This is a genomic window from Phenylobacterium sp. (genome assembly GCF_041691455.1).
GTDB lineage: Bacteria > Pseudomonadota > Alphaproteobacteria > Caulobacterales > Caulobacteraceae > Phenylobacterium.
Genome location: NZ_JBEPUO010000001.1, coordinates 1 through 24,115, shown reverse-complemented (window position 1 = coordinate 24,115; position 24,115 = coordinate 1). Strand labels below are relative to the sequence as shown.

The 24,115-nt window shown below is 69.4% G+C and carries 26 protein-coding genes; 19 read left to right on the top strand and 7 right to left on the bottom strand.

Going from position 1 to position 24,115, the window contains the following annotated elements; genetic code table 11:
- The first annotated feature begins 1 nt into the window (after nt 1).
- Complete coding sequence (locus tag ACESMY_RS00130; protein ID WP_372780951.1) at nt 2-697, top strand: DUF1223 domain-containing protein; 696 nt, start codon at nt 2-4, stop codon at nt 695-697.
- Here ACESMY_RS00130 and ACESMY_RS00125 read toward each other — a convergent pair whose 3' ends face one another.
- Nucleotides 698-1,435, bottom strand: coding sequence for a hypothetical protein (locus ACESMY_RS00125; protein ID WP_372780949.1), 738 nt, complete (start codon nt 1,433-1,435; stop codon nt 698-700).
- Between the two features lie 343 nt (nt 1,436-1,778).
- Here ACESMY_RS00125 and ACESMY_RS00120 point away from each other — a divergent pair, with 343 nt between their 5' ends.
- Nucleotides 1,779-2,114, top strand: coding sequence for a DUF2794 domain-containing protein (locus tag ACESMY_RS00120; RefSeq protein WP_372780947.1), 336 nt, complete (start codon nt 1,779-1,781; stop codon nt 2,112-2,114).
- An 82-nt stretch (nt 2,115-2,196) separates the two neighbouring features.
- Here the strand turns inward: ACESMY_RS00120 and ACESMY_RS00115 are convergent, their stop codons facing one another.
- A complete protein-coding gene (locus tag ACESMY_RS00115; protein ID WP_372780945.1) occupies nt 2,197-2,946 on the bottom strand; it encodes a Bax inhibitor-1/YccA family protein in 750 nt (249 codons plus the stop codon).
- Between the two features lie 161 nt (nt 2,947-3,107).
- Here ACESMY_RS00115 and thpR point away from each other — a divergent pair, with 161 nt between their 5' ends.
- Nucleotides 3,108-3,644, top strand: a complete 537-nt coding sequence (thpR, locus tag ACESMY_RS00110) for an RNA 2',3'-cyclic phosphodiesterase (protein WP_372780943.1) — start codon at nt 3,108-3,110, stop codon at nt 3,642-3,644.
- Here the strand turns inward: thpR and ACESMY_RS00105 are convergent.
- Nucleotides 3,641-4,024, bottom strand: a complete 384-nt coding sequence (locus ACESMY_RS00105; RefSeq protein WP_372780941.1) for a DUF2237 family protein — start codon at nt 4,022-4,024, stop codon at nt 3,641-3,643. The two genes, thpR and ACESMY_RS00105, sit on opposite strands and share 4 nt — an antisense overlap.
- Nucleotides 4,025-4,077: 53 nt before the next feature.
- On the opposite strand from ACESMY_RS00105, the gene ACESMY_RS00100 reads away from it, so the two are divergent.
- Both ACESMY_RS00100 and ACESMY_RS00095 read left to right on the top strand, forming a co-directional pair.
- The gene (locus tag ACESMY_RS00100; RefSeq protein ID WP_372780939.1) at nt 4,078-4,965 is read left to right on the top strand and encodes a CoA ester lyase; all 888 of its coding nucleotides are present in this window, start codon (nt 4,078-4,080) and stop codon (nt 4,963-4,965) included.
- 4 nt (nt 4,966-4,969) lie between these two features.
- Complete coding sequence (locus ACESMY_RS00095) at nt 4,970-5,647, top strand: hypothetical protein (RefSeq protein ID WP_372780937.1); 678 nt, start codon at nt 4,970-4,972, stop codon at nt 5,645-5,647.
- Here ACESMY_RS00095 and ACESMY_RS00090 read toward each other — a convergent pair.
- Complete coding sequence (locus tag ACESMY_RS00090; protein ID WP_372780935.1) at nt 5,644-6,063, bottom strand: HIT domain-containing protein; 420 nt, start codon at nt 6,061-6,063, stop codon at nt 5,644-5,646. The genes ACESMY_RS00095 and ACESMY_RS00090 overlap by 4 nt on opposite strands.
- A gap of 129 nt (nt 6,064-6,192) precedes the next feature.
- On the opposite strand from ACESMY_RS00090, the gene ACESMY_RS00085 reads away from it, so the two are divergent.
- On the top strand, nt 6,193-7,176 hold the full coding sequence (locus ACESMY_RS00085; protein WP_372780933.1) for a malate dehydrogenase: 984 nt from the start codon (nt 6,193-6,195) through the stop codon (nt 7,174-7,176).
- A 13-nt stretch (nt 7,177-7,189) separates the two neighbouring features.
- Here ACESMY_RS00085 and ACESMY_RS00080 read toward each other — a convergent pair whose 3' ends face one another.
- A complete protein-coding gene (locus tag ACESMY_RS00080) occupies nt 7,190-8,440 on the bottom strand; it encodes a hypothetical protein (RefSeq protein WP_372780931.1) in 1,251 nt (416 codons plus the stop codon).
- A 124-nt stretch (nt 8,441-8,564) separates the two neighbouring features.
- On the opposite strand from ACESMY_RS00080, the gene ACESMY_RS00075 reads away from it, so the two are divergent.
- Nucleotides 8,565-9,131, top strand: a complete 567-nt coding sequence (locus ACESMY_RS00075; RefSeq protein ID WP_372780929.1) for a GNAT family N-acetyltransferase — start codon at nt 8,565-8,567, stop codon at nt 9,129-9,131.
- 12 nt (nt 9,132-9,143) lie between these two features.
- Here ACESMY_RS00075 and ACESMY_RS00070 read toward each other — a convergent pair whose 3' ends face one another.
- Nucleotides 9,144-9,917 (bottom strand): LytTR family DNA-binding domain-containing protein, encoded by a 774-nt coding sequence (locus tag ACESMY_RS00070; protein WP_372780927.1) that lies wholly within the window; start codon nt 9,915-9,917, stop codon nt 9,144-9,146.
- 137 nt (nt 9,918-10,054) lie between these two features.
- On the opposite strand from ACESMY_RS00070, the gene ACESMY_RS00065 reads away from it, so the two are divergent.
- The 12 genes from ACESMY_RS00065 to ACESMY_RS00010 all read left to right on the top strand — a co-directional run bounded on the left by ACESMY_RS00065 (nt 10,055) and on the right by ACESMY_RS00010 (nt 23,665).
- Nucleotides 10,055-13,426, top strand: a complete 3,372-nt coding sequence (locus ACESMY_RS00065) for a glycosyltransferase (protein ID WP_372780925.1) — start codon at nt 10,055-10,057, stop codon at nt 13,424-13,426.
- A gap of 120 nt (nt 13,427-13,546) precedes the next feature.
- Nucleotides 13,547-14,746 carry an ADP-forming succinate--CoA ligase subunit beta gene (gene sucC / locus ACESMY_RS00060; RefSeq protein WP_372780923.1) on the top strand — a complete coding sequence of 400 codons (1,200 nt, stop codon included), beginning with the start codon at nt 13,547-13,549 and terminating at the stop codon, nt 14,744-14,746.
- Nucleotides 14,747-15,625, top strand: a complete 879-nt coding sequence (gene sucD / locus ACESMY_RS00055) for a succinate--CoA ligase subunit alpha (protein WP_372780921.1) — start codon at nt 14,747-14,749, stop codon at nt 15,623-15,625.
- A gap of 81 nt (nt 15,626-15,706) precedes the next feature.
- Entirely contained in the window at nt 15,707-18,670 is a 2,964-nt protein-coding gene (locus tag ACESMY_RS00050) for a 2-oxoglutarate dehydrogenase E1 component (RefSeq protein ID WP_372780919.1), read from the top strand.
- Nucleotides 18,671-18,703: 33 nt separating this feature from the next.
- On the top strand, nt 18,704-19,951 hold the full coding sequence (odhB, locus tag ACESMY_RS00045; protein WP_372780917.1) for a 2-oxoglutarate dehydrogenase complex dihydrolipoyllysine-residue succinyltransferase: 1,248 nt from the start codon (nt 18,704-18,706) through the stop codon (nt 19,949-19,951).
- 40 nt (nt 19,952-19,991) lie between these two features.
- Nucleotides 19,992-20,207 (top strand): hypothetical protein, encoded by a 216-nt coding sequence (locus ACESMY_RS00040; RefSeq protein ID WP_372780915.1) that lies wholly within the window; start codon nt 19,992-19,994, stop codon nt 20,205-20,207.
- Nucleotides 20,204-20,644 (top strand): hypothetical protein, encoded by a 441-nt coding sequence (locus ACESMY_RS00035; protein ID WP_372780913.1) that lies wholly within the window; start codon nt 20,204-20,206, stop codon nt 20,642-20,644. Before ACESMY_RS00040 ends, ACESMY_RS00035 begins: the two co-directional genes overlap by 4 nt.
- Before the next feature lie 45 nt (nt 20,645-20,689).
- A complete protein-coding gene (locus tag ACESMY_RS00030) occupies nt 20,690-21,046 on the top strand; it encodes a hypothetical protein (RefSeq protein WP_372780911.1) in 357 nt (118 codons plus the stop codon).
- Between the two features lie 84 nt (nt 21,047-21,130).
- A complete protein-coding gene (lpdA, locus tag ACESMY_RS00025; RefSeq protein ID WP_372780909.1) occupies nt 21,131-22,540 on the top strand; it encodes a dihydrolipoyl dehydrogenase in 1,410 nt (469 codons plus the stop codon).
- An 18-nt stretch (nt 22,541-22,558) separates the two neighbouring features.
- On the top strand, nt 22,559-22,981 hold the full coding sequence (locus ACESMY_RS00020) for an N-acetyltransferase family protein (RefSeq protein ID WP_372780907.1): 423 nt from the start codon (nt 22,559-22,561) through the stop codon (nt 22,979-22,981).
- Nucleotides 22,982-23,042: 61 nt separating this feature from the next.
- The gene (locus ACESMY_RS00015) at nt 23,043-23,333 is read left to right on the top strand and encodes a hypothetical protein (RefSeq protein ID WP_372780905.1); all 291 of its coding nucleotides are present in this window, start codon (nt 23,043-23,045) and stop codon (nt 23,331-23,333) included.
- Nucleotides 23,330-23,665 (top strand): hypothetical protein, encoded by a 336-nt coding sequence (locus ACESMY_RS00010; protein ID WP_372780903.1) that lies wholly within the window; start codon nt 23,330-23,332, stop codon nt 23,663-23,665. Before ACESMY_RS00015 ends, ACESMY_RS00010 begins: the two co-directional genes overlap by 4 nt.
- On the opposite strand, the gene ACESMY_RS00005 is transcribed toward ACESMY_RS00010, so the two are convergent.
- Nucleotides 23,631-24,115, bottom strand: a 485-nt coding sequence (locus tag ACESMY_RS00005; RefSeq protein ID WP_372780901.1) for a tyrosine-type recombinase/integrase, incomplete at its 5' end; no start/stop codon positions are given. The two genes, ACESMY_RS00010 and ACESMY_RS00005, sit on opposite strands and share 35 nt — an antisense overlap.

The following is a 24,115-nucleotide window of genomic DNA, read 5'->3' as shown; positions in this document are numbered from 1 at the left end:
CATGCGGAAAGCGGCGCTTTTCAGCCTGGCCCTGCTCGCCCTGCCTTTCCAGGCGGCGGCCAGGCCTCCCGTGGTGGTCGAGCTCTACACGGCGCAGGGCTGCGCCTCCTGTGGCGAGGCCAATGCGCACGTCGCCAAGCTGGCCGAAAAGCCCGGTGTTCTCGCGCTGACCTTCTCCGTCGACTACTGGGACTATCTCGGCTGGGCCGACACCTTCGCCAAGCCCGAGTTCGCCGAGCGGCAGAAGGCCTATGTGGCCAAGCTCGCGCTGCGCGAGCCCTATACGCCGCAGGTGGTGGTGGACGGCGCCGAGCAGGCCGCGGGGTCCAAGACCGACAAGGTGGATTCCCTGGTCGAGGCGGCCGCCAAGGGGCCGCACAATCCGCCGGACATTCACTTCGCCGGCGACCGGCGGGTCTATGTCGGCTCGGCGCGCGCGCCCAAGGGCGGCGGCGAGGTCTGGCTTATCCGCTACGACCCGCGCGAACAGGACGTCGCCGTCAAGACCGGCGACAACAAGGGCCAGACCATCCCGCACAGGAACGTCGTGCGCGAAGTCACGCGACTGGGCCCCTGGCGCGGCAAGCCCGCGGCCTTTCGCCTGCCTGCCGCCTCGGAGGAGGGCCTGAAGACCGTGGTCCTGGTGCAGGCCGGCCGCGGCGGCCGGGTGCTGGGGGCGGGCGAGCCCAAGGGCTGATCAGGGCTTGGCTGAGGTTCCGGTGAACACCGCCGCGGCGTCTTCAGGCGTCTGCTTCAGGAGGGCGCTGAAGAATCCCACCATATATTCGCACACCACACGCTGGTCGGCGGGATCGGTCGCGGCCCGAAGGTTGGTCGACAGCCGGGTGAACCGCTGGCGGCTGTCGTCGGACGGAAGCTCGTCATAGGCGATGAGCGCCATCTGCGCCGCCGTTGGCGGCTCCCTGGGCCCGGGCCTGCGGACGTAGGGATGAGTGGCCGTCTGTTGCAGGATCTGCGCGTCCAGCTTGAGCTCCTTCTGCGCCAGGTCCGGGGAGATCAGCTGATCGATACGCGTTTGGAAGGGCGTGAGCCCCAGGAATGACATGCAGTCGGAGGGCGCGCTGACCAAGCCTTCCGTTTCGCTCCGCGAGAGTTCGAGCAGGGCGACGACAAGCGCGGGTTCAGCCTTGGGGAGCTGGGCCTTGAGCAGCGCCAGATAGGTCGGGCGGATCTCTCCCTGCAACGCCAGGATCGTCTTACCCTGCGCCAGGCCGTCCATCGCCCGGGCGAGGAGGTTGTTGTAGACCTCGGGGTAGTACTGCTTCATCACCGGATAGACCGGCACGCGAAGCAGGCCTTCCTCAAGCTGGGCTTGAAATTCGGGGGAGAGCTTCGCCGGCTCCGCGGAGCCGGCTCCCGCCAAGGCGGTCGCCAGGCACAGCCCCAGGCCGCCGCGCCAGATCCAACGCATCATCGACTCGCCTCCCCAATTCAGGGAGCTTCTTCAGCAATCGGCGGCGAGGCAAGCGGCCAGATGCGAAAACCCCCGCGGCTGGAGAGCACCCGCGGGGGTTCGCGTTTGGAGGAGATCTAAGCGCCGATTGGCCAGGCCGCCGATCCAGGGGGGCTGGGGGGGCTGTTCAGGATCCGGGACCGCCGTCTCTGACCAACCGACCTCTCCAATATCGAAACCGCATCGGGCGCTCGCGGGTCGGGAATAAGGTCATTTCGCGGCGGGACCGTTACGGCCGCATCCGCCGAAGAGGCGCGCAAGGCCCCTGGCGAGACGGCCTGATTCCGGTTTAGGCTCGCGGTCGATGGCTTTCGACATGTCTCACGCGTCGCCACGTCAGGCGACCGTCTTTTTCGAGCGGCGCGAGCTGATCCGCCTGCTTTCCCTCTATGGCCGCATGGTCTCTGCCGGCGAGTGGCGCGACTACGCCATCGACGGCCTGAGCGAGTCGGCGGTGTTCTCCGTCTACAAGCGCAGCTCCGAGGCCCCGCTCTACCGGATCGAGAAGCGCCCGGCCCTGGCCCGCCGGCAGGGCGCCTGGGCTGTGCTGGGCCAGGGCGAGATGGTCCTGCGCCGCGGCCACGACCTGGAGCAGGTGCTGCGCTTCTTCGACCGCGGCCGGTTCAAGGTGGTCGACTAGGCCTTTCCCGCGCAGCGGGAAGGCAAAAGAAAAGGCCCCGGAGGTTTCCCCGGGGCCCGATCCGTTCAACCTGTTCCCCGCCTTATCGGCGGCTGCCCGTCAGGCTGAGCAGGAATTGGAAGAGGTTGATGAAGTTCAGGTAGAGGCTGAGCGCGCCGTAGTTGGTCGCCACGCCCATCGCCGCCTGGTCACCGCCCAGTTGGTAGTAGCTCATCTTCAAGCGCTGGGTGTCGTAGGCGATCAGGCCCGCGAAGATCAGCACGCCAAGGATGCTGAAGATCATCGAGAAGCCCGCCGGATGCCAGAACATCCCGACCAGCGAGGCCAGCACCAGGCCGATCAGCCCCACCATCAGGAAGCTGCCCATGCCGGTCAGGTCCCGCTTGGTGGTGTAGCCGAACAGCGAGAGGCCGCCGAAGGCCGCCGCGGTGATCAGGAAGGTCGAGGCGACGGAGACGCCGGTGTAGGCCAGCAGCCAGACGCCGAGGCCCGCGCCGATGCCCGAGACGACGGACCAGTAGACGATCCCGGCCGCGCGGGGGCTGGGATTGCGGATGAACATCGCCCCGATCAGCACGACCAGCGGCAGGAACCGGATGATCATGCCGAGCGCCGTGAAGCCGGCGAGCCGGCCGTCCGGCGTGGTGATGTAGAGCAGCTGTTGGACAGGCGCGAAGTCGGCCGTCAGCCAGGCGAGCGCGGCCGAGAGCACCAGGCCCAGCGCCACCTTGTTGTAGACCCCAAGCATGAAACTGCGGAGGCCTGCGTCAACCGACATATCGGCGCGGTCTGTGGAGACCGTGCGCGCGTAGCCGCGGTTGAAGTCGCTCATTTGAGCATAGCCCTTGATCTAAACGTCCCGATTGGACGCCACTGAAATATCGTGGCCCCGTGAGGCGGAAGCAAGGCCTTGTTGCTTAAGGTGTTGTCAGCGATCCGCCGGCGTTTTCGGGGGGCCGTGGCGGCCCGCCGCCGCCTGCGCTAGTTAGGGGCATGATCCGGCTCTTCGCCGCGCTGAAAATCCCCGACGAGATCGGCCGGGCGCTGGCGCGGCGCCAGATGGGCGTGGAGGGGGCCCGGTGGCGGCCGCTGGAGGCCCTGCACGTGACGCTGAGGTTCTTCGGCGAGATCCGCGAGGACGTGGCCCGCGACCTCGACGCCGAGCTTTCGACCGTGCGCGGCCGGGCCTTCGAGATCGAGCTTTCGGGCGCCGGCGCGTTCAGCGACGGGCCGGACATCCACGCCGTCTGGGCGGGCGTCGCCGAGTGCGAGCCCCTGCGGCGACTGGCCAAGGCCTGCGAGACTGCCGCCCGCCGGGCCGGCCTCAAGGCCGACAGCCGCCACTACCGCCCGCACGTGACCCTGGCCTACCTGCGCCACCCCGATCCCGCCGAGGTCGCCGCCTGGATCCAGGCCAACAACCTGCTGAAGTCCCCGCCGATCCGCATCGAACGCTTCGGCCTCTATTCCAGCTTCCTCGGCAGCGAGCAGGCGCACTACCGCCTGGAAGCGGACTATCCGCTGATCTAGGCCTCGGCCGCGTGGTCCTTGAGGACGCCCAGGGTGACGATGGCCAGGGTCTCCTCGTGGGTCGCTTCGAGCACCACCTTGGGCGCGGCGCCGGCGTCGAGCGCTTCCTTCCAGCGCGGTGCGCAGAGGCACCAGCGGTCGCCGGGCTGGAGGCCCGGGAAGTCCGACTCCAGGACCGGGGTCGACAGGTCGTTGCCGACCGCGCGGCTGAAGGCCAGGAAGTCGGCGGTCATCACCGCGCAGACCGTGTGCAGGCCGATGTCTTCGTGGCTGGTCTCGCAGCAGCCGTTGCGAAAGAAGCCCGTGAGAGGCTCGACCGAGCAAGGCTCGAGCTCCCCGCCCAGCACGTTTCGGGCGCCTGGATCGTAGCGTGTGGTCATGGTCCCACCCTAACCGCTAAGAGTGGCGGATATCCATGCGAGAAGGCGCGCGAATGGCGACGATGGCCGCCCTGCCGGAAAATGGCGCGAGACCCCGCCGCAGCGCGCTCTATCTGCCGGGCTCGAACGTGCGCGCCATCGAGAAGGCCCGCACCCTGCCTTGCGACGTGGTGATCCTCGACCTGGAGGACTCCGTCGCGCCGGAGGCCAAGGTCGCCGCCCGCGCGCTGGCCGTCGAGGCCATCCGCGCCGGCGGCTTCGGATCGCGCGAGCTGGTGCTGCGGGTGAACGGCCTCGACACGCCCTGGGGCGCCGACGACCTGGCCGCGGCGGGCGGCGCAGGGGCCGACGCGGTGCTGGCGCCAAAGGCAGGCTCGCCCGAGGACATCGCCGCCTACCGCCGGGCGCTGGGGCCCAGGACGCCGCTCTGGATCATGATCGAGACCTGCCAGGCGGTGTTCGCCCTGGATGCGCTCGGCCGGGCCTCGGCGGCGGAAGGCGTCGGCTGCTGGGTGATCGGGACCAACGATCTGGTCAAGGAGATGCGCTGCCGCCTCGGCGCCGATCGGGCGCCGCTGGTTCCGGCGTTGGCGATGAGCGTGATGGCCGCCCGCGGGCATGGCCTGGCGATCCTCGACGGCGTCTATAACGACATCCCCGACCTCGACGGCCTGGCGCGGGAGTGCGCGCAGGGCGCGGACCTCGGCTTCGACGGCAAGAGCCTGATCCATCCGACGCACCTCGAAACCGCCAACCGCGCCTTCTCGCCAGAGCCTCAGGCGGTGGCCTGGGCGCGGACGGTGGCGCAAGCCTTCGATTCGTCGGAAAATGCCGGCAAGGGCGTGCTCAAGGTCGAGGGACGCATGGTCGAGCGGCTGCATCTGGCGGAGGCGCGGCGGCTGATCGCCGTGGCCGAGGCCATCGCCGCCCGCGAGGGCTGACGCGATGCGCTTGCGCCTGCCGCCCCTGCTGATCGCCGCCGCTCTGGCCCCGCCGGCCTGGGCCCAGCCGGCGACTCCGCCGCCCGCGCCCCGCGACGTGATCGGCGCGCTGCTGGACCATCGCGGCCAGCAGCCGACCGACGAGGACGAGCCCGACACCGCCAGCGCGCCGCGCGCCGCCCCGGAACCCGAGCCCGTGCTCACGCCCCAGGCCGGGGCCGTCCCTTACGTCCCGGCGCCGCGGCCGCACCTCGACGCGCCGGTCCACCTGGAGGAGACCGGCAAGACCGCCGACGCCCCGCCCACCCCGCGCGACATGGCCTATGAGGCGCGCATCCGCTCCTCCTTCGCCTCGGCGGAAGGCTTCCAGGGCCCGCTGGACGGCGGCTGGACGCTGACCGCGGACGGCCAGGACCTCTACGCCCTGCAGCTCGTCGACCAGCGCGATCGCCTGGAGGGCGTGTGGCGCGACATGCGCCGCAAGGGCTCGATCAATGCATCGGGCCTGGTGGACGACATCCAGCGGCAGGGCTCGGAGGTCACGCTGCGCTTCACCCCGGCGCCCGGCGCGCCGACCACGGTGGCGACCTTGCACGGCGGGGCGGACGGCCGCTGGACCGGCGAGCTCGCCGAGGGCGGCGCACGGCGGCCCGTGACCCTGCGCCGCAGCGGCCCCTACTAGAGGCCCAGCGTGGTCCGCGCCGCGGCCAGGGCGGTTTCGAGGGCGGTGGGCGTATAGGCCTCGGCGACGCCGAAACCCCAGACCGGCGCCGGCCAGGCTGCGTCGTCGGGGCGCCGGGCGATCACATGCACATGGAGCTGCGGCGTCACATTGCCGAGCTGGGCGACGTTCAGCTTGGATGCCGGCCGGCCCAGCGCCTCGGCCACCGCGCGCACCGCCGCGCCGGCCCGCAGAACCTCCTCGATCAGGACGTCGCGCTCGCCGGCCTGCAGGTCCTCCAGCTCACGGGCCGCGGCGATGCGCGGGATGAGCACGATCCACGGGAAGCGTGCGTCGCCCTGCAGGCGCACGTGGCTCAGCGCCAGGTCGCCGACGGCCTGCGAGGTGGCCGGAAAGGCGGGATCGATCTCGAACATGCCGGCAGGGGAACACGCCGCGCGCGCCGCCGCAAAGCCCGTTTGCCAAAGCCCGCGCGAGCGCCCGCCATTGCGGCCCGCCCCACGCTGGGCTAGGGACCCGCCGCAGTCATCCAAAGGAGCAGCAGCATGGCAAAGACACCGATCCGCGTGGCGGTCACCGGCGCCGCGGGCAACATCGGCTATGCGCTGCTCTTCCGCATCGCCTCGGGCCAGATGTTCGGCGCCGACCAGCCGCTGATCCTGCAGCTCCTGGAAATCCCCGTCGAAGGCCCGCAGAAGGCGCTCAAGGGCGTCGCCATGGAGCTCGACGACTGCGCCTTCCCGCTCTTGCAGAGCATGGTCCTGACCGGCGACGCCGACGTGGCCTTCAAGGACGTGAACTGGGCGCTGCTGGTCGGCTCCAAGCCGCGCGGGCCGGGCATGGAGCGGGCCGACCTCCTGAAGGACAACGGCCGGATCTTCGTCGCCCAGGGCAAGTCGATCGACAAGGTCGCCGCCGACGACTGCCGCGTGGCGGTGGTGGGCAACCCCTGCAACACCAATGTGATGATCGCCGCCAACCAGGCCAGGCGCCTGTCGAAGGACCGCTTCACCGCCATGGTCCGCCTGGACGAGAACCGTGCGCGCGCGCAGCTCGCCCAGAAGGCCGGCGTGGCGATCGACGCGGTCACCGACACCTTCATCTACGGCAACCACTCCCCGACCATGTTCGCCGACTTCACCCACGCCAAGATCAACGGCAAGCCCGCCGCCGAGGTGATCGGCGACGAGGCCTGGCTGAAAAACGATTTCCTCCCCGCCGTCGGCAAGCGCGGCGCGGCGATCATCGAGGCCCGCGGCGTGAGTTCCGCGGCCTCGGCGGCCAACGCCCTGGTTGACCACGTCCGCGACCTGACCACCGTGGGCAAGGTCCACTCCGTGGCGGTGGAGAGCCAGGGCCGCTACGGCTTCGCCGACGGCGTCTGGGCCGGCATGCCGGTGCGCACCACCGCCACCGGCCACGAGGTCATCGACAGCTACCAGATGGACGATTTCGCCAAGTCGAAGATCGCGCTGACCAACGACGAGCTGGTCGGCGAGCGCGAGACGATCAAGGAGATGCTCTCCTAGCCGGGAGCGCCCCTCAATAGCCCTCGTCGTGGGCGTCGTGCGCCTGGCCGTTCAGCTCGGCGATACGCGCCAGGTAGACGTCATGCACCGCCCAGGGGGCTTCGCGGGCCGCGGCCGAGCGGGCGGCGAGCCAGCGCTGCTGCTGGCGTTGCAGCTGGGCGTCGGGGACTCCGGCCGCCCTCGCGCCCTGATAGGCGCGGGCGAGCTGGCGCTCGGCGGCGTCCACGGCCGGATCGGTCCGGGCCGGGGTGGTCGAAACCCTCATTAGGCCGGCGTGCGGTTGCGGCGCCAGCGGGATCGGGTGGGCCCTGTACGACGGCTCGACCACGCGCGGCGGCTTGCGGGCCGAGGCCCGTTCGACCTTCGGCTCATGGCGGACCTTCTGGGCGGCCCTGCGGTCCAGCCGGGCGAGTTCGAAGCTCGGCGCCGGCCTCGCCGCATGCGCCGAAGCCCGGGCCGTGGCCCGCGCGAGGCTGGCCAGATGGATGCGCCGGCGCGCCTCGTCCTGGGCCTGGGCGAAAGCCTGAACCTTGGCCTCCGCGCGCGCCTCGGCGCGGCCCCTGGCCTCGGCCTTGGCCAGGCGGATCTGCTCCTGCTTCTGGACCTTGAGCGCCTTGGCGAGCTCGGTCCTATGCGCTTCGGCCTTGGCGCGGGCGGCCCTCGCGAGCTCGGCGCGGGCTTCGGCGGCGCGAGCCAGCAGGATCTTCTGCGGGGGTTTGGCCGGGGTCACGACCTTGGCGAGCCGGACCGGGGCCGCATGAACCGAAGCGGCGTGGACGGGCGGCGCGACCAGCCGAGCCCTGGCGAACACCAGTTTCGGCGCGGGCGGGGCCAGGGGCCTGGCCTTGACCGGAACGGGCTTCGGCGGCGGGAGCGGCGCCTGAGCGGGCGGCGTTATGGACCGCACCCGCGTCAGGCCTTCCGGGGGCCTGACCGGCGCCCGGAGCTCCGGCGCGAGCGGCGGGGCGGGCAGGACGACGGGCGCGGGCCTGGCCGGGGCGGACGACAGCACCTCGATCGGGGCGCCGATCGGGGCCGGATTGTCGACCACCACAATCTGGATCTTGCCCTTCGGCGCGGCCGCCGTGACCGGGGCCTCCGGGACGGCGACCGCCATCTGCCGCTCGTTCATCGCCGGCCGGGCCCAGAGGCCGAGGCCGCCGCCGAGCAGGCAGGCGCCGGCGACGCCGGTGAACAGCACAAGACGGCCCGGGCCCCTGCGACGCCTGGCCGGCGACCTGTGGTTGAAGTTGTCAGACGTCATCGATCGAGATCCCAGCCCTAGCGGATCCCTCGACGAACGAAGCGCTGGCCGCCTCGCCGCGCCCACGGCTAAGGTGACGGCCCCCGCAACGAGCTCTCTCCCCGACGCAGTATGAGCCTGAAATATGACCGTTACGCTAGCGCCAATTCTTGAGACAGAACGCCTCATCCTGCGCGCCCCGGCCCCGGAAGACTTTGAAGCCTGGGCGGAATTCGCCGCGGATGAGGTGACCATGCGCCATCTGGGCGGGCCGCAGGCGCGTTCGGTGGCCTGGCGCGGCATCTGCACGGTGACCGGCGCCTGGTCGATCCGCGGCTTTTCGATGTTCTCGGTGATCGAAAAGGCGTCGGGCCGCTGGATCGGACGCCTGGGGCCCTGGCAGCCCGAGGACTGGCCGGGCCGGGAGGTCGGCTGGGGGCTGGCGCGGGAGACCTGGGGCAAGGGTTACGCCACCGAGGGGGCCGCGGCCTGCATGGACTATGTCTTCGACGTCCTGGGCTGGCCCGACGTGATCCACACCATCGAGCCGGCCAACACGGCCTCGCAGGCGGTGGCCAAGCGCCTCGGGTCGACGCTCTGGGGCCCGTCGGCCATGCCGGCGCCCTATCAGGACACCTTTGTCGAATCCTGGGGCCAGACCCGCGAGCAGTGGCTGGCGAGACGGCAGGGGAATCGCACCGCGATTCCCTGAAACAAGGACTAGCTAGATCCAGCCGCGCTCGCGCAGCAGCCGCGCATAGGTGCGGCTCACCGGCGCCTCGGCGCCGTCGGTGAGCGTCAGGGTGGCGCGCCCGTCGCCCCGCACGGCGCCGGCGATGGCGTCGCGCGACACCCACCAGGAGCGGTGGACCTGGGCGCCTTCGATCCCCTCCAGCTCGGCGATGGCGTCGGAGAGCCGCATCAGGATCAGGTCCTGGCCCTTGGAGGTGTGCAGCCGCAGATAGTGGTCCTCGGCCTCCACAGCCCAGATCTCGGCGCCGCGCAGCTTGAGGGGCAGGCGGTCGAGGAACTTGGGCGGCTCCGACGAGGCCGAGGTCATGGCGCCCATCTGGCGGCCGACCAGCACATTGATGCCGATCATCACCGCCGAGATCAGGGTCACCGAGACCAGCAGGTCGGTGAGGTCGATCAGGTTGTCGAAGCGCGATCCGCGGGTGAAATGGGTCACGACGCCCACGACGACGGAATAGGGGATCGAGATCGCCAGTGAGGTCAGCAGAACGCGCCGCCAAAGGTGTTGGCGAACGCGGCGGTGGGGGCGGAAGACATAGCTCGATACGAAGACGCCCCAGACCCAGCCCACGATCATTAGGCCGAACCAGTAGGCGAAGCGGACCGGCGTGGTCAGCACCCCGGACCCGAAGGCGCCGCCATAGGCCAGGAAGCCCGCCGCCACGACCGCCAGGCCGAAGCCGCGCGCCCAGTCCACCCAGGTGTCGTAGGGCCCCCAGCTCAGGCGCTTTTGCGGTGACGCCATCGGCGGGCGGGCTCCGGGCCGGTCTCTCAGGCGTCGGGATAGCGGATGCCGCCGGTTTCGCAAGCGGCGCGCGCCTAGCGTCGGTCATCGCGGCGAGGCATAAGACTGGCCGATTCACCTTGGGCCGCCGGTTCTCAATGGCCGATCTCATCTTCCACGATCCGACCGGGCGGCGCGCCAGGCGCGTGCGGTTCACGGGCGGGCTTGTAGCCTCCGCGATCGCCCTGATGGTCGCCGGCTTCTTCGCGACCCTGGCCTTCGCGCCGCGGCTGCCGAGCCTGACTTTGAAGGACCCTCAGGTGCTGTCGGCGCTGCACGCCGAAAACGCCCACAAGCTGAAGGGCCGCGCCCAGTGGAGCCGCATCCCCCATCCGCGGGGCGCCGCGGCATCCGGCGGGCCCGCCCGCCCGCTGGCCGTCGGCTTCTACGTCTCCTGGGACGAAAGCTCCCGGGAATCGCTCGCCGACCACATCGATCAGCTGGATGTGGTCTCGCCCCAGTGGATCGCGCTCAGCGGCGTGGACGGCAGCCTGTCGATCACCTCGGACCTTCAGGCCCGCGCGATCATCGCCTCGGCAAAAAAGCCGCCGTCGATCCTGCCCGGGGTCTTCAACTACAACACCGCCGGCCACGAGTGGAACGGGCCCCAGGCCGACGCCGTGCTGCTCAGCCCGACCGCGCGCACGGCGCTGATCGCCAATCTGGTCGCCCAGGCCCAGAAGCGCGGCTACGCGGGCTATGTCTTCGACTTCGAGAGCCTGTCGGAAGCTTCCGCGCGGGCCTATCCGGCCTTCATCGCCCAGGCGCGCGCGGCGCTGAAGCCGATCGGCCGCGAAGTCTGGGTCACCACGCCGTTCGCCGACGACGACTTCCCCATCAAGCGCCTGCAGGATGTCTCCGACGCCGTGGTGCTGATGGCCTACGACCAGCATTGGGGCGGCGGCGAGCCGGGCCCGGCGGCCGGCCAGGACTGGTTCGAGGCGACGCTCGCCAAGCGGATGGAGACGCTCGATCCGGCCAAGACCGTGCTGGCGCTGGGCGCCTATGGCTACGACTGGACGCTGAAGGGCCCGAAGAACAAGGCGTCGGCCGAGACCATCCTCTTCAACGAGGCCACCCAGAAGGCCCACGACGCCGAAGCCCAGGCCGAGATGGACGAGACCTCGCTCAACCCGACCTTCGGCTACCAGGACGACGCCGGGCGCAAGCACGTGGTCTGGTTCCTGGACGCCCCGACGCTGTTCAACCAGATCAAGGTCGCCGACGGGTTCCGGCCCATGGGCTATGCGCTGTGGCGGATGGGCGGTGAGGACCAGCTCGACTGGCAGGTGCTGCGCCACGAGTACGGGCAGGTGAAGTCCGAGGGCCTGGAGCTCCTGAAGCCCGGCGTCGACGTCGACTTCGACGGTTCGGGCGAGGTCCTGAGGGTGGAATCCATCCCGACCCCCGGCCGCCGTTCGCTGGAGATGGATTCCGACACCGGCCTGATCTCCGGCGAGAACTACGAGGTGATGCCCACCTCCTATGTGATCCAGCGCTACGGCTTCCATCCGGGCTGGGTGGCGCTGACCTTCGACGATGGGCCGGACGGCCGCTGGACGCCGAAGATCCTCGATATCCTGAAGGAGAAGAAGGCGACGGCGACCTTCTTCGTGATCGGCAAGAACATGGCGGCCAAGCCCGGCCTGGTGGCCCGCGAAGTGCGCGAAGGCCACGACGTCGGCAACCACACCTGGACCCACCCGGACATCTCCAAGGTGCCGGCGGCGCAGACCGCGGTGGAGCTGTCGGCCACCCAGCGGCTCTTCGAGACCATCACCGGCCGGTCGATGCGCCTCTTCCGGCCGCCCTATTTCGGCGACGCCGAACCTTCGACCCCGCGCGAGGTCGCCCCGCTGCTGGCCGCCCAGACCCAGGGCTATCTCAGCGTCGGCCTGCGCATCGACCCCGACGACTGGAAGTCGCCCGACGCCTCGACGCCGAAGCACATCGTCGAGACGGTGATCTCGCGGCTGCAGGACACGGTGCGGCCGGGCCAGGTGGTGCTGCTGCACGATTCCGGCGGCGACCGCAGCCGCACGGTCGAGGCTCTTCCGGCGCTCATCGATGCGATCCGGGCCCACGGCTACAAGCTCGTCACCGTCGGCGACCTGGCCGGCATGACCCAGGCCGAGGTGCTGCCGCCGACCAGCCGCAACTCCGTCCAGCTGCTCCTCGACCGCATGGGCTTCGGCTTCTTCCACGGCGTGCAGATCGCGCTGCAGAGCCTGTTCATCGTCGCCATCGTCCTGGGCGTCGGTCGCCTGCTGCTGCTGGGCGTGCTGGCCCTGGTGCATCGCTTCACGATCGTGAAGCGGACGCCGCCCATGCCCGATCCGACGACCGGGCCGCTGATCAGTGTGCTGATCCCCTGCTTCAACGAGGAGAAGGTGATCGAGTCCTCGGTGCGGCGGATCCTGGCGTCGAACTGGGCGCGCCTGGAGGTGCTGGTGCTCGACGACGGCTCGCAGGACCACACCGCCGAGGTGGTGCGCCGCGCCTTCGCCGACGAGCCGCGCGTGACGCTGATGGCCTTCGAGAACGGCGGCAAGGCGCGCGCGCTCAACCGCGGCCTGACCAAGGCCAGCGGCGACGTGGTCGTGGCGCTCGACGCCGACACCCTGTTCCCGTCGGACACGCTCCCCAAGCTCGCCCGCTGGTTCGGCGACCCCGAGGTGGGCGCGGTGGCCGGCAACGCCCTGGTCGGCAACCGCCGCAACCTGATCACCCGCTGGCAGGCGCTGGAATATGTCACCGCCCAGAACCTGGAGCGCCGGGCGCTGGCGGCGCTCGGCGCGGTGACCGTGGTGCCGGGCGCCGTGGGGGCCTGGCGGCGGGCAGCGCTGGAAGCCCTCGGCGGCTATCCCGACGACACCCTGGCCGAAGACCAGGACCTGACCCTGGCCATGCAGCGGGCCGGCTGGCGGGTGGAATTCGATCCGGAGGCGCGCGCCTACACCGAGGCGCCGGAGACGGTGGGCGGGCTTCTGAAGCAACGGTTCCGCTGGTCCTTCGGCACCCTGCAATGCATCTACAAGCACCGCGCGGCGCTGTTCGACGTGAAGCGGCCGGTGCTGGGCTTCGTGGCCCTGCCGCAGATCTGGCTGTTCCAGATCATCCTCACCGCCATCGCCCCGCTGGTCGACCTGGCCATCGTCTGGAGCCTGATCTCGGCGATCTACGCCTGGGCTTTCCACCCCGTGGAGTGGTCGCCCGACGACCTGTCGCGGCCGCTGTTCTTCTGGGCCGCGTTCATCTTCCTCGACCTCTCGGCCGGCGCGCTCGGCATGGCGCTCGAGCGCCGCGCCCCCTGGGCCGACCTGGTCTGGCTGCCGGTCCAACGTTTCGGCTACCGCCAGCTGATGTACTACGTGGTGGTCAAGTCGATCGACGCGGCCCTGCATGGCGCGCGGGTCGGCTGGGGCAAGCTCGAACGCCGCGCCTCGGCCGGCTTCGAAGGCGCCGGCTAGAGACCCCGGTTTTCCGGCCTCGCGCGGTTGTCATCCCTGGGAGCGGCGCCTATAACCGCGCCCACTCGCCGCTGAGGCGAGGCGACATTCCCAGCGCCCCAAAAAGCCTCACCGAGCCTCATGAATATCCACGAGCACCAAGCCAAAGCCGTCCTCTCCGAGTTCGGCGTGGCGGTCCCGCGCGGGTTTCCCGCCTTCACCGTCGAAGAGGCCGTCGAGGCCGCCCAGAAACTGGGGGGACCGGTCTTCGTCGTGAAGTCGCAGATCCACGCCGGCGGCCGCGGCAAGGGCCGCTTCGAGGGCCTCGGCCCCGACGCCAAGGGCGGGGTCCGCGTCGTGAAGTCGGTGGACGAGGTGAAGACCAACGCCGCGGAGATGCTCGGCCGGGTGCTGGTCACGCACCAGACCGGGCCCAAGGGCAAGCAGGTCAACCGGCTCTATATCGAGGAAGGCGCGCAGATCGCCCGCGAGCTCTACCTCTCGCTGCTGGTCGATCGCGAAACGAGCCGCGTCTCGGTGGTGGCCTCGACCGAAGGCGGCATGGACATCGAGGAGGTCGCCCATTCGACCCCCGACAAGATCATCACCTTCGGCATCGATCCGGTGACCGGTGTCCGTGGCTTCCACGGCCTGAAGCTCGCCGCGGCTCTGGACCTGAAGGGCGACCTCGCCAAGCAGGCGGGCAAGCTGCTCGGTCAGCTCTATGCGGCCTTCCTCGCCAAGGACATGGCGATGCTGGAGATCAATCCGCTCATCGTCACCGCGGACGACCAACTGCGCGTCCTCGACGCCAAGGTGTCCTTCGACGACAACGCCCTCTTCCGCCACCCGGACATCAAGGCCCTGCGCGACGAGAGCGAGGAGGACCCGAAGGAGATCGAGGCCTCCAAGTACGACCTCTCCTATATCGCGCTGGACGGCGAGATCGGCTGCATGGTCAACGGCGCGGGCCTGGCCATGGCCACCATGGACATCATCAAGCTCTATGGCGCCGAGCCCGCCAACTTCCTGGACGTTGGCGGCGGGGCGGATGAGGCGAAGGTCACCGCTGCCTTCAAGATTATCATCTCGGACCCCAACGTGAAGGGGATCCTGGTCAATATCTTCGGCGGCATCGCCCGCTGCGATATCCTGGCCCAGGGCGTCGTCGCGGCGGTGAAGCAGGTCGGCCTTAACGTGCCCCTGGTGGTGCGCCTCGAAGGCACCAATGCCGAGCTCGGCAAGAAGATCATCAACGAGAGCGGCCTGAACGTCATCGCCGCCAACGACCTCTCCGATGGTGCGGAAAAGATCGTCAAAGCCGTGCGGGACGCTGCCTGAATGTCGATCCTGATCAACAAATCCACCCGCGTGATCTGCCAAGGCATCACGGGGGCGCAAGGCACCTTCCACTCTGAACAGGCCATCGCCTACGGGACCAAAATGGTCGGTGGCGTGACGCCTGGCAAAGGCGGCACGACCCACATCGGCCTGCCGGTGTTCAACACCGTCGGCGAGGCGGTGCGTCAGGAGGGCGCGGACGCCAGCGTGATCTACGTCCCGCCGGCCTTCGCCGCGGACTCCATCCTGGAAGCCATCGACGCGGAAATCCCGCTGATCATCTGCATCACCGAGGGCATACCGGTGGCCGACATGGTCAAGGTGCGGCGCGCGCTCGACGGCTCGAAATCCAGGCTGATCGGACCCAATTGCCCCGGCGTGCTGACCCCGGATGAATGCAAAATAGGCATCATGCCGGGAAACATCTTCAAGAAGGGCTCGGTGGGCGTTGTCTCCCGCTCCGGCACCCTTACCTATGAGGCCGTGTTCCAGACCACTCAGGTGGGCCTCGGCCAGACGACGGCCGTTGGCATCGGCGGCGACCCGGTCAAGGGGACCGAGTTCATCGAGATGCTCGACCTGTTCCTGAAGGACCCGGAGACCGAGTCGATCATCATGATCGGCGAGATCGGCGGGTCCGGCGAGGAGGACGCGGCTGAGTTCATTAAAAATTCAGCAACCAAGAAGCCTATGGTCGGCTTCATCGCGGGACGCACCGCGCCGCCCGGACGGCGCATGGGTCACGCGGGCGCGATCATCTCGGGCGGCAAGGGCGGGGCGGATGACAAGATCGCCGCGATGGAAGCCGCGGGCATCCGTGTCTCTCCCTCTCCCGCGGCCCTCGGAACCACCCTGCTCGAGGTGCTGAAAGGCGCCTAGAGCGGCAACTAACGTTAAAGAGCGGTCCGCGCTCGGCTCCTCCTCAGAAGCTCCGCGGTCCCGCTCGGGAAAGCGGACGACATGGCGGACGACGCAGGTCTGATCAACGAGGTGCTCGCCGAGACCTCGTTCCTCTACGGTGGCAACGCGGCCTTCGTTGAGGACCTCTACGCGAAATGGTCGGCCGACCCGAACGCGGTCGAGCCCTCCTGGCGCGCCTTCTTCGCCTCCCTGCACGACTCGGCCGGCGACGTTCAGCGCGCCGCCGCCGACCCCGCCTGGATGAAGGCCGGTGCGCCCGCCGCGCGCCCCGACTGGCTCTCCGCCATCGACGGGATGTGGCCGGCGGTCGAGGCCAAGCTCGCGACGAAGATCGCCGAGCGCGCGCCGGCCGGCGCCCCTGCCGTCTCCACCGACGCCGTGCGCGCCGCGACCCTCGACAGCCTGCGCGCCATCATGATGATCCGCGCCTTCCGGATGCGCGGCCACCTGAAGGCCAACCTCGATCCGCTGGGCATCGCCACCACGCCCGGCGACGCCTCCGAGCTCGACCCGGCGACCTACGGTTTCTCGGAAGCCGACTTCGACCGGCCGATCTTCCTCGACTTCGTGCTGGGGCTGGAGACGGCCACGATCCGCGAGATCCTGGCGATCCTGCGGCGCACCTACTGCGGCAGCGTCGGCGTGCAGTACATGCACATCTCCGATCCCAAGGAGAAGGGTTGGATCCAGGCGCGCATCGAGGGCCGCGACAAGGAGATCGTCTTCACCAAGGAGGGCAAGATCGCCATCCTGAAGAAGCTGATCGAGACCGAGGGCTTCGAGAAGTTCCTCCATCGCCGCTTCCCCGGCACCAAGCGGTTCGGCCTCGACGGCGGGGAAAGCCTGGTTCCGGCGCTGGAGCAGATCATCAAGCGCGGCGGGGCGCTGGGCGTGAAGGATATCATCGTCGGCATGCCGCACCGCGGCCGGCTGAACGTGCTCGCCGCCGTCATGGGCAAGCCCTACCAGGTGATCTTCCACGAGTTCCAGGGCGGCTCGAGCCTGCCGTCCGACGTCGAGGGCTCGGGCGACGTGAAGTACCACCTGGGCGCCTCTTCGGACCGCGAGTTCGACGGCAACTCCGTCCACCTGTCGCTGACCGCCAACCCCAGCCACCTGGAGATCGTCAATCCGGTGGTGATCGGCAAGGCCAGGGCCAAGCAGGCCTTCACCCTGCGCGCCAGCCCCGACGCCGGCCGCGGCCACGTCCTGCCGCTGCTGATGCACGGCGACGCGGCCTTCGCGGGCCAGGGCGTCGTCGCCGAGTGCTTTGCGCTGTCCCAGCTTCGCGGCTACGGCGTCGGCGGCTCGGTCCACTTCATCGTCAACAACCAGATCGGCTTCACGACCAGCCCGAAGAACAGCCGTTCCTCGCCCTATCCGTCGGACGTGGCGCTGATGGTCGAGGCCCCGATCTTCCACGCCAACGGCGACGATCCGGAAGCCGTGGTGTTCGCCGCCAAGGTCGCCACGGAATACCGCCAGCAGTTCGGCAAGGACGTGGTCATCGACATGTTCTGCTACCGCCGGTTCGGTCACAACGAGGGCGACGACCCGACGATGACCCAGCCCTTGATGTACGCGAAGATCAAGGAGCACCCGAGCGTCCGCGACCTCTACGCTCAGCGCCTGGTCGCCGAGGGTACGGCCACCCAGGCCGAGGTCGACGGCTGGATTTCCGAATTCGACGCCTTCCTCGACGCCGAGTTCGACAGCGGCAAGAGCTACCACGCCGACAAGGCCGACTGGCTGGACGGCAAGTGGTCCGGCCTGAAGCTCCCGGGCTCCGAAGAGAGCGGCGTCACCGGCGTTTCCAGGCAGAAGCTCCTCGACCTCGGCCAGAAGATCACCACCATCCCCGCGCGGATCAGCGTCCACAAGACGGTCGAGCGCGTGATCGCCGGGCGCCGCGAAGCCATCGAGAAGGGCGCGGACCTCGACTGGTCAACGGGCGAGTCCCTGGCCTTCGCCTCCCTGCTCGACCAGGGCTATCCGGTGCGCCTCTCCGGCCAGGACTCGATCCGCGGCACCTTCACCCAGCGCCACTCCGGGATTGTCGACCAGAAGACCGAGGAGACCTATTTCCCGCTGCGCAACCTCGGCCCCGGCCAGGCGCACTTCGAGGCGCTGAACTCGGCGCTGTCCGAAGAGGCGGTGCTGGGCTTCGAGTACGGCTTCTCGCTCACCGACCCCAACACGCTCGACATGTGGGAAGCCCAGTTCGGCGACTTCGCCAACGGCGCCCAGGTGGTCATCGACCAGTTCATCTCGTCGGGCGAGCGCAAGTGGCTGCGGATGAGCGGCCTCGTCATGCTGTTGCCGCACGGCTACGAGGGCCAGGGGCCGGAGCACTCCTCCGCGCGCCTCGAACGCTTCCTGCAGCTCTGCGCCGAGGACAACCTGCAGGTCATCAACCCGACCACGCCGGCCAACTATTTCCACGCCCTGCGCCGGCAGATGATCCGCGAGTTCCGCAAGCCGCTGATCGTGATGACGCCCAAGTCGCTGCTCCGGCACAAGCGAGCCGTCTCGAACCTCAGCGACATGGCCGAGGGCACCAGCTTCCATCGGGTGATGGTCGACGGGGCTGAGGCCGGGGCCGACGTCGGCGGGGTCGTGCTCAAGCCCGACGACAAGATCACCCGGGTCGTGCTCTGCTCCGGCAAGGTCTACTTCGACCTGATCGAGCATCGCGCGAAGACCGGCCGCGACGACATCTATGTCCTGCGGCTGGAGCAGTTCTATCCCTGGCCGCTGAAGTCGCTGTCCAATGTCCTGAAGCGCTTCAAGAACGCAGAGCTGGTCTGGTGCCAGGAAGAGCCCAAGAACATGGGCGGCTGGACCTTCGTCGACCCCTGGTTGGAGCTCACGCTGGAGCGCATGGCGGTGAAGGCCAAGCGCGCCCGCTACGTCGGCCGCCCCGCCTCGGCCTCGACCGCCGCCGGCCTGATGACCCGCCACCTGAAGGAACTCGAGACGTTCCTGACGGAAGCCTTCGCCTAAAGATCTTCAAGACCCCCAAGGAGCGCATCCCCAATGGCCGACATCATGACGCCCGCCCTCGGCGAGTCCGTCACCGAAGCCACGGTGGCGCGCTGGACCAAGAAGGCCGGCGATGCGGTGCGCAAGGATGAGATCCTCGTCGAGCTGGAAACCGACAAGGTGAGCCTGGAGGTGGCGGCGCCCTCCGACGGCACGCTGTCGGAGATCTCCGCGGAAGAAGGCGCGACGGTCGAGCCGGGCGCCGTGCTGGGCAAGATCACCGAAGGCGCCGCCGCGCCCAAGGCCGCGCCCGCCAAGGCGCCCGCCCCCGAGCCTGAACCGGCGAAGGCCGCCGCGCCCGCGCCCGCGCCGTCGCCTGCGCCCGCCGCGGCTCCGGCCCCCGCCCCCGTGAAGGCCGCCGCTGAACCGGTGCTGGCGCCGTCGGCTCAGCGCGTGGTCGCGGAGAACAAGCTCGACGCCGCCGCCATTCCCGGCACCGGCAAGGACGGCCGCATCACCAAGGGCGACGCGCTGGCGGCCCTGGACGCCCGCGCCAAGACCCCCGCCCCGGCGCCGGCGCCCGCCGGTCCGCGCGAGATCCACGAGCGCGAGGAACGGGTCCGCATGACCCGGCTTCGCCAGACCATCGCGCGCCGGCTGAAGGAAGCCCAGAACAACGCCGCCATGCTGACCACCTTCAACGAGGTGGACATGACCGCGGTGATGGCGATGCGCGCGACCTACAAGGACGCCTTCGAAAAGACCCACGGCGTGAAGCTGGGTTTCATGAGCTTCTTCGTCCGCGCGGTGACCCACGCGCTGAAGATGGTGCCCGACGTCAACGCCGAGATCGACGGAACCGACCTGATCTACAAGAACCACTACGACATCGGCGTGGCGGTCGGCACCGAGAAGGGCCTGGTCGTGCCGGTGGTGCGCGACGCCGACGCCATGAGCCTGGCCGAGATCGAAAAGGCCATCGGCGCGCTTGGCAAGAAGGCCCGCGACGGCCAGCTGGCCATCGAGGACATGCAGGGTGGGACGTTCACGATCTCCAACGGCGGGGTCTACGGCTCGCTGATGTCGACGCCGATCCTCAATGCGCCGCAGTCGGGCATCCTGGGGATGCACAAGATCCAGGAGCGGCCCATGGCCATCGGCGGCCAGGTGGTGATCCGGCCGATGATGTACCTGGCGCTGAGCTACGACCACCGCGTCGTCGACGGCCAGGGCGCGGTGACCTTCCTGGTCCATGTCAAGGAAGCCATCGAGGAACCGCAGCGCCTGTTGCTCGACCTCTAGGTCGATACCCGTCAAATAGTTGAAATGTTTAAATAAATCTATGGCCCGGCTGGTCCGGGCCACCCATGAACACGGCAAACGCGTGATTGGTCGCGCCGCCGCCGCCGAGAACGTCGTCGGCGCGGAGATCATGGGTCGCCCGGACAAGCCGGGCGATGACGATCAAGAGGGGCAAGAGGTTGGCGCTCGACCCCTGGGCTCGACGCACGGCCTTCCGCGGCGCAGATTTCCGGCCTCGGGGGAGGCTGAGGGATGATCTGGCTGCGCATCGTGCTGGCGATCCTGCTGTTGCTGCAGGCGGCGTCGACCGGCTTCCCGCTGATGGGTTTCGCCGCCTATCGGCTGGGGGTCATCCATCCGACTGCCGGCCCGGCCGTCCTGATGATCTCGCTGTGGAGCGCCACGCCGGACTGGCAGCTGGTCGTCTGGCTGGCCGCCGTGCTGCTGCTGCCGGTCGCCGCCCTGCGCCTGGTGCTCCGGCGTCCGGCGCTCTGGTTCTATGTCGCGGGCATTGGGCTGAACATGGGCCTGACGCAGCTCATGCACCTCAGCGGCGCCTACCGGCGGGTGTTCGGGACCGCCGCGCTGCGCTTCAACTATGACCGGCTGGCGGTCCTGGTTCTGGTGGGCCTGCTCATCTGGTGGGTCGAACAGCGGCCGGTGAAGGCGATCTCGCCACCGGCATCTCCCTGATCCTTCGGCTGGACGACTGCTGGCGTTAAGGCCAAGCTTCCGGCCATGCGTTTTGTCGAAGTCGCCCGTTTTACCGATCTGACGGAACCACAGGTCGCCGCCTCGGCGCTGCGGGCGTCCGGCATTCCCGTCATCCTCCAGCGCGACCTGGTCATCCAGGTCCACGTCAACCTGATCTACGCGATCGGCGGTCCCGGCCTCTTGGTCCCGGAGGAGGATGCGGAAGCGGCGCGCGCCTTCCTCAACGAGGTTCGAACACAACCTTCAACCCTTGCGCCCCTGGGAAGCGTCGAGGCCACCCTCCGCCTCATTCTCTCCCTCGCCTTGACCTGGCTCACTGGATTTATCGTGCCCCTGCGTCCCCGCCGCTTCGAACGGCTAGGAGACGGGCCCGCTCTCTAGCCAAGACCGCCGCCAGGCCCCCCTCGCATCCTCGCCAAAAGGCCTATATCTGGGCGACATCTTCCCGAGCAGGCACGGACACCCATGGCCCAGTACGACGTCATCATCATCGGCGGCGGTCCCGGCGGCTACAACGCCGCGATCCGGGCGGGCCAGCTCGGGCTGAAGGTCGCCTGTGTCGACAGGGGCGTGGACGGCGGCGCGACGCTGGGCGGCACCTGCCTGAACGTCGGCTGCATGCCGTCCAAGGCCCTGCTGCACGCCTCGGAGATGTACGACGCCGCGGCCAACCACTTCGGCGAACTCGGCATCGACGTGAAGCCCAAGCTGAACCTCGTCCAGATGATGGCCCAAAAGGCGACCTCGGTGGCCCAGCTCACCAAGGGTATCGAGTTCCTGTTCAAGAAGAACAAGGTGGACTGGCTGCGCGGGACGGGCCGCATCGCCGGCGCCGGCAAGGTCGAGGTGACCGGCGATGACGGCAAGACCACCGCCTACGAGGTCAAGGACATCGTCATCGCCACGGGTTCGCTGCCTTCCGGCCTGCCAGGCGTCACCGTCGACCAGAAGCGGATCGTCGATTCCACCGGCGCGCTCTCGCTGCCGGAAGTCCCGAAGAGCCTGTTGGTCATCGGCGCCGGGATCATCGGCCTGGAGCTGGGCTCGGTGTGGCGCCGGCTCGGCGCCCAGGTGACGGTGGTGGAGTTCCTCGACCGCATCACCCCCGGCATGGACGCTGAGGTCGCCAAGACCTTCCAGCGGTCGCTGACCAAGCAGGGGATGGTCTTCAAGCTCTCCAGCAAGGTGACCGGCGCCAAGGCCTCGAAATCCGGAGTTTCGGTGACCGTCGAGCCGGTGGCCGGCGGCGCGGCCGAGACGTTCGAGGCCGACTACGTGCTGCTGGCGATCGGCCGTAGGCCCTACACTGAGGGCCTGGGCCTGGAGAGCGTCGGGATCACCCCCGACAAGCGCGGATTCATCGAGACCGACCATTGGAGGACCTCGGCGCCCGGCGTCTGGGCGATCGGCGACGTGACCCACGGGCCGATGCTGGCGCACAAGGCCGAGGACGAGGCGGTGGCCTGCATCGAGACCATCGCCGGCAAGGCGGGCCACGTGGCCTATGGGATCATCCCCAGCGTGGTCTACACGAGCCCCGAGGTCGCCTGGGTCGGCAAGACCGAGGAGGAGCTGAAGGCCGAGGGCCGCGCCTATAAGGTCGGCAAGTTCCCGTTCACCGCCAACAGCCGCGCCAAGATCAACCACGAGACCGAGGGCTTCGTGAAGGTGCTGGCCGACGCGGTCACCGACGAGGTGCTGGGGGCCCATATGATCGGCCCGTCGGTCTCCGAGATGGTCGGCGAATACTGCGTGGCCATGGAATTCCGCGCCGCGTCCGAGGACGTGGCCCGCACCTGCCATCCGCACCCCACCCGCTCCGAAGCGCTGCGCCAGGCGGCCATGGGCGTCGAGGGGTGGACGATGCAGGCCTGACGGCAGGCCCTGGAGACAATGGAGGTCCGCCGCGCCAGGTCAGACGAGATCGGCGCCTGCGCGGACCTCTATGTGAAGGTGCTGAGCGAGACCTTCACCTGGCTGCCGCCGGAACGGCACAGCCGCGAGGACTTCCTGCGCTCGGCCCGCGAGGAGGAGATCTATGTGGCGGTGGAGGCGGCGCAGATTCTCGGCCTCGCGGGCTATTTCCGACCGCAGAACTTCCTCCACTCGCTCTATGTGGATGCGCGCGGCCGCGGCGTCGGCAAGGCCTTGCTCGATCACGTCGTGGGCCTGGGCGACGGCCCGCTGTCGCTGAAGGTGCAGGCGCCCAACCGCCGCGCCCAGGCCTTCTACCGGCGCGAGGGGTTCCGCTGCATCGAGCACGGCCGCGACGCCGGATCCGACATCGCCTGGCAGAGGTTCGTGCGGCAGAGTTAACTTGGCGCCGGTCCGCGGAGGTGAGAGCCTCCGCCATCGAAGCGATACGGAGACAAGCGCCATGATCGCCATGCTCCTGGCCGCCCAGCTATCCGCGGCCCTTCCGCGGGACGCGCCGCTCGACCAGTTTCCATCGTTCAACTCGCCCGCCGTCCGGAGCGCCTTTGGCGGCCGGCCCGGGATCATCACAAGGCTGCCGGCGCCGGCGACCTGTGCGGGCGCGGGGCGGATGGAGGCGTCCCTCGCCCAGCCGATGGCGCTCTATCGGCGCGGCGACCGTCCGGGGCGGATGTATCTCAAGTGGGCCGACTATCCTGACGGCCGCATGTGCATGGTGGAGGTCGCGCCATGATCCTCGCCGCGCTCACCTTGGCCGGCGCTCTCACGATCGCCGCACCCGCGGTGAAGGTTCCGCCGCCGATCGCCGAGCGCACGCCCAATCTATATCGCCAGCCTGCTCACTGCCGATCGGTCGTCGAGCAGGAGGTCGGCCGCCAGACCGTAGCCCTCGGCGGTCGCGCGCGCGGCAGCGTGCGTGAGGGCATGCAATATGCGGTGCACCGTCAGCTCGATGGCTGCTCGGTGCCGACGCCCATCGGCTATCACCCGGCCGTGGCGCCGGGCGCGGCGGACGTTCCGCCGCCTCCCGTCACGCGTGAGGATGGGCCTTGGAATAGGCGCTGAGCAGGGCGGCTGCGTCGACCTGGGTGTAGCGCTGAGTTGTCGAGAGCGAGGCGTGGCCGAGCAGCTCCTGGATCGAGCGCAGGTCCGCGCCGGCCCCCAGCAGGTGGGTCGCGAAGGAGTGGCGCAGCGCGTGCGGCGTGGCGCTGGCGGGCAGGCCGAGGCGGCCCCTGAGATTCTGCACCGTCGCCTGCACATGGCGGGGACTTAGGGGCCCGCCGCGCTTGGCGCGGAACAGCGGCTCATCCGGGGCGATGGCGAAGGGGACCTCGGCCAGATAGGCCTCGATCGCCTCGCGCACGGCGGGCAGCACGGGGACGATGCGGGTCTTCGACCCCTTGCCGAGAATGCGCAGGCTGTCGGGAAGCGGCGCGTCGGAGCGCTTCAGCGACAGGGCCTCGGAGATCCGCAGGCCGCAGCCGTAGAGCAGGGTCAGCACCGCCTCGTCGCGGG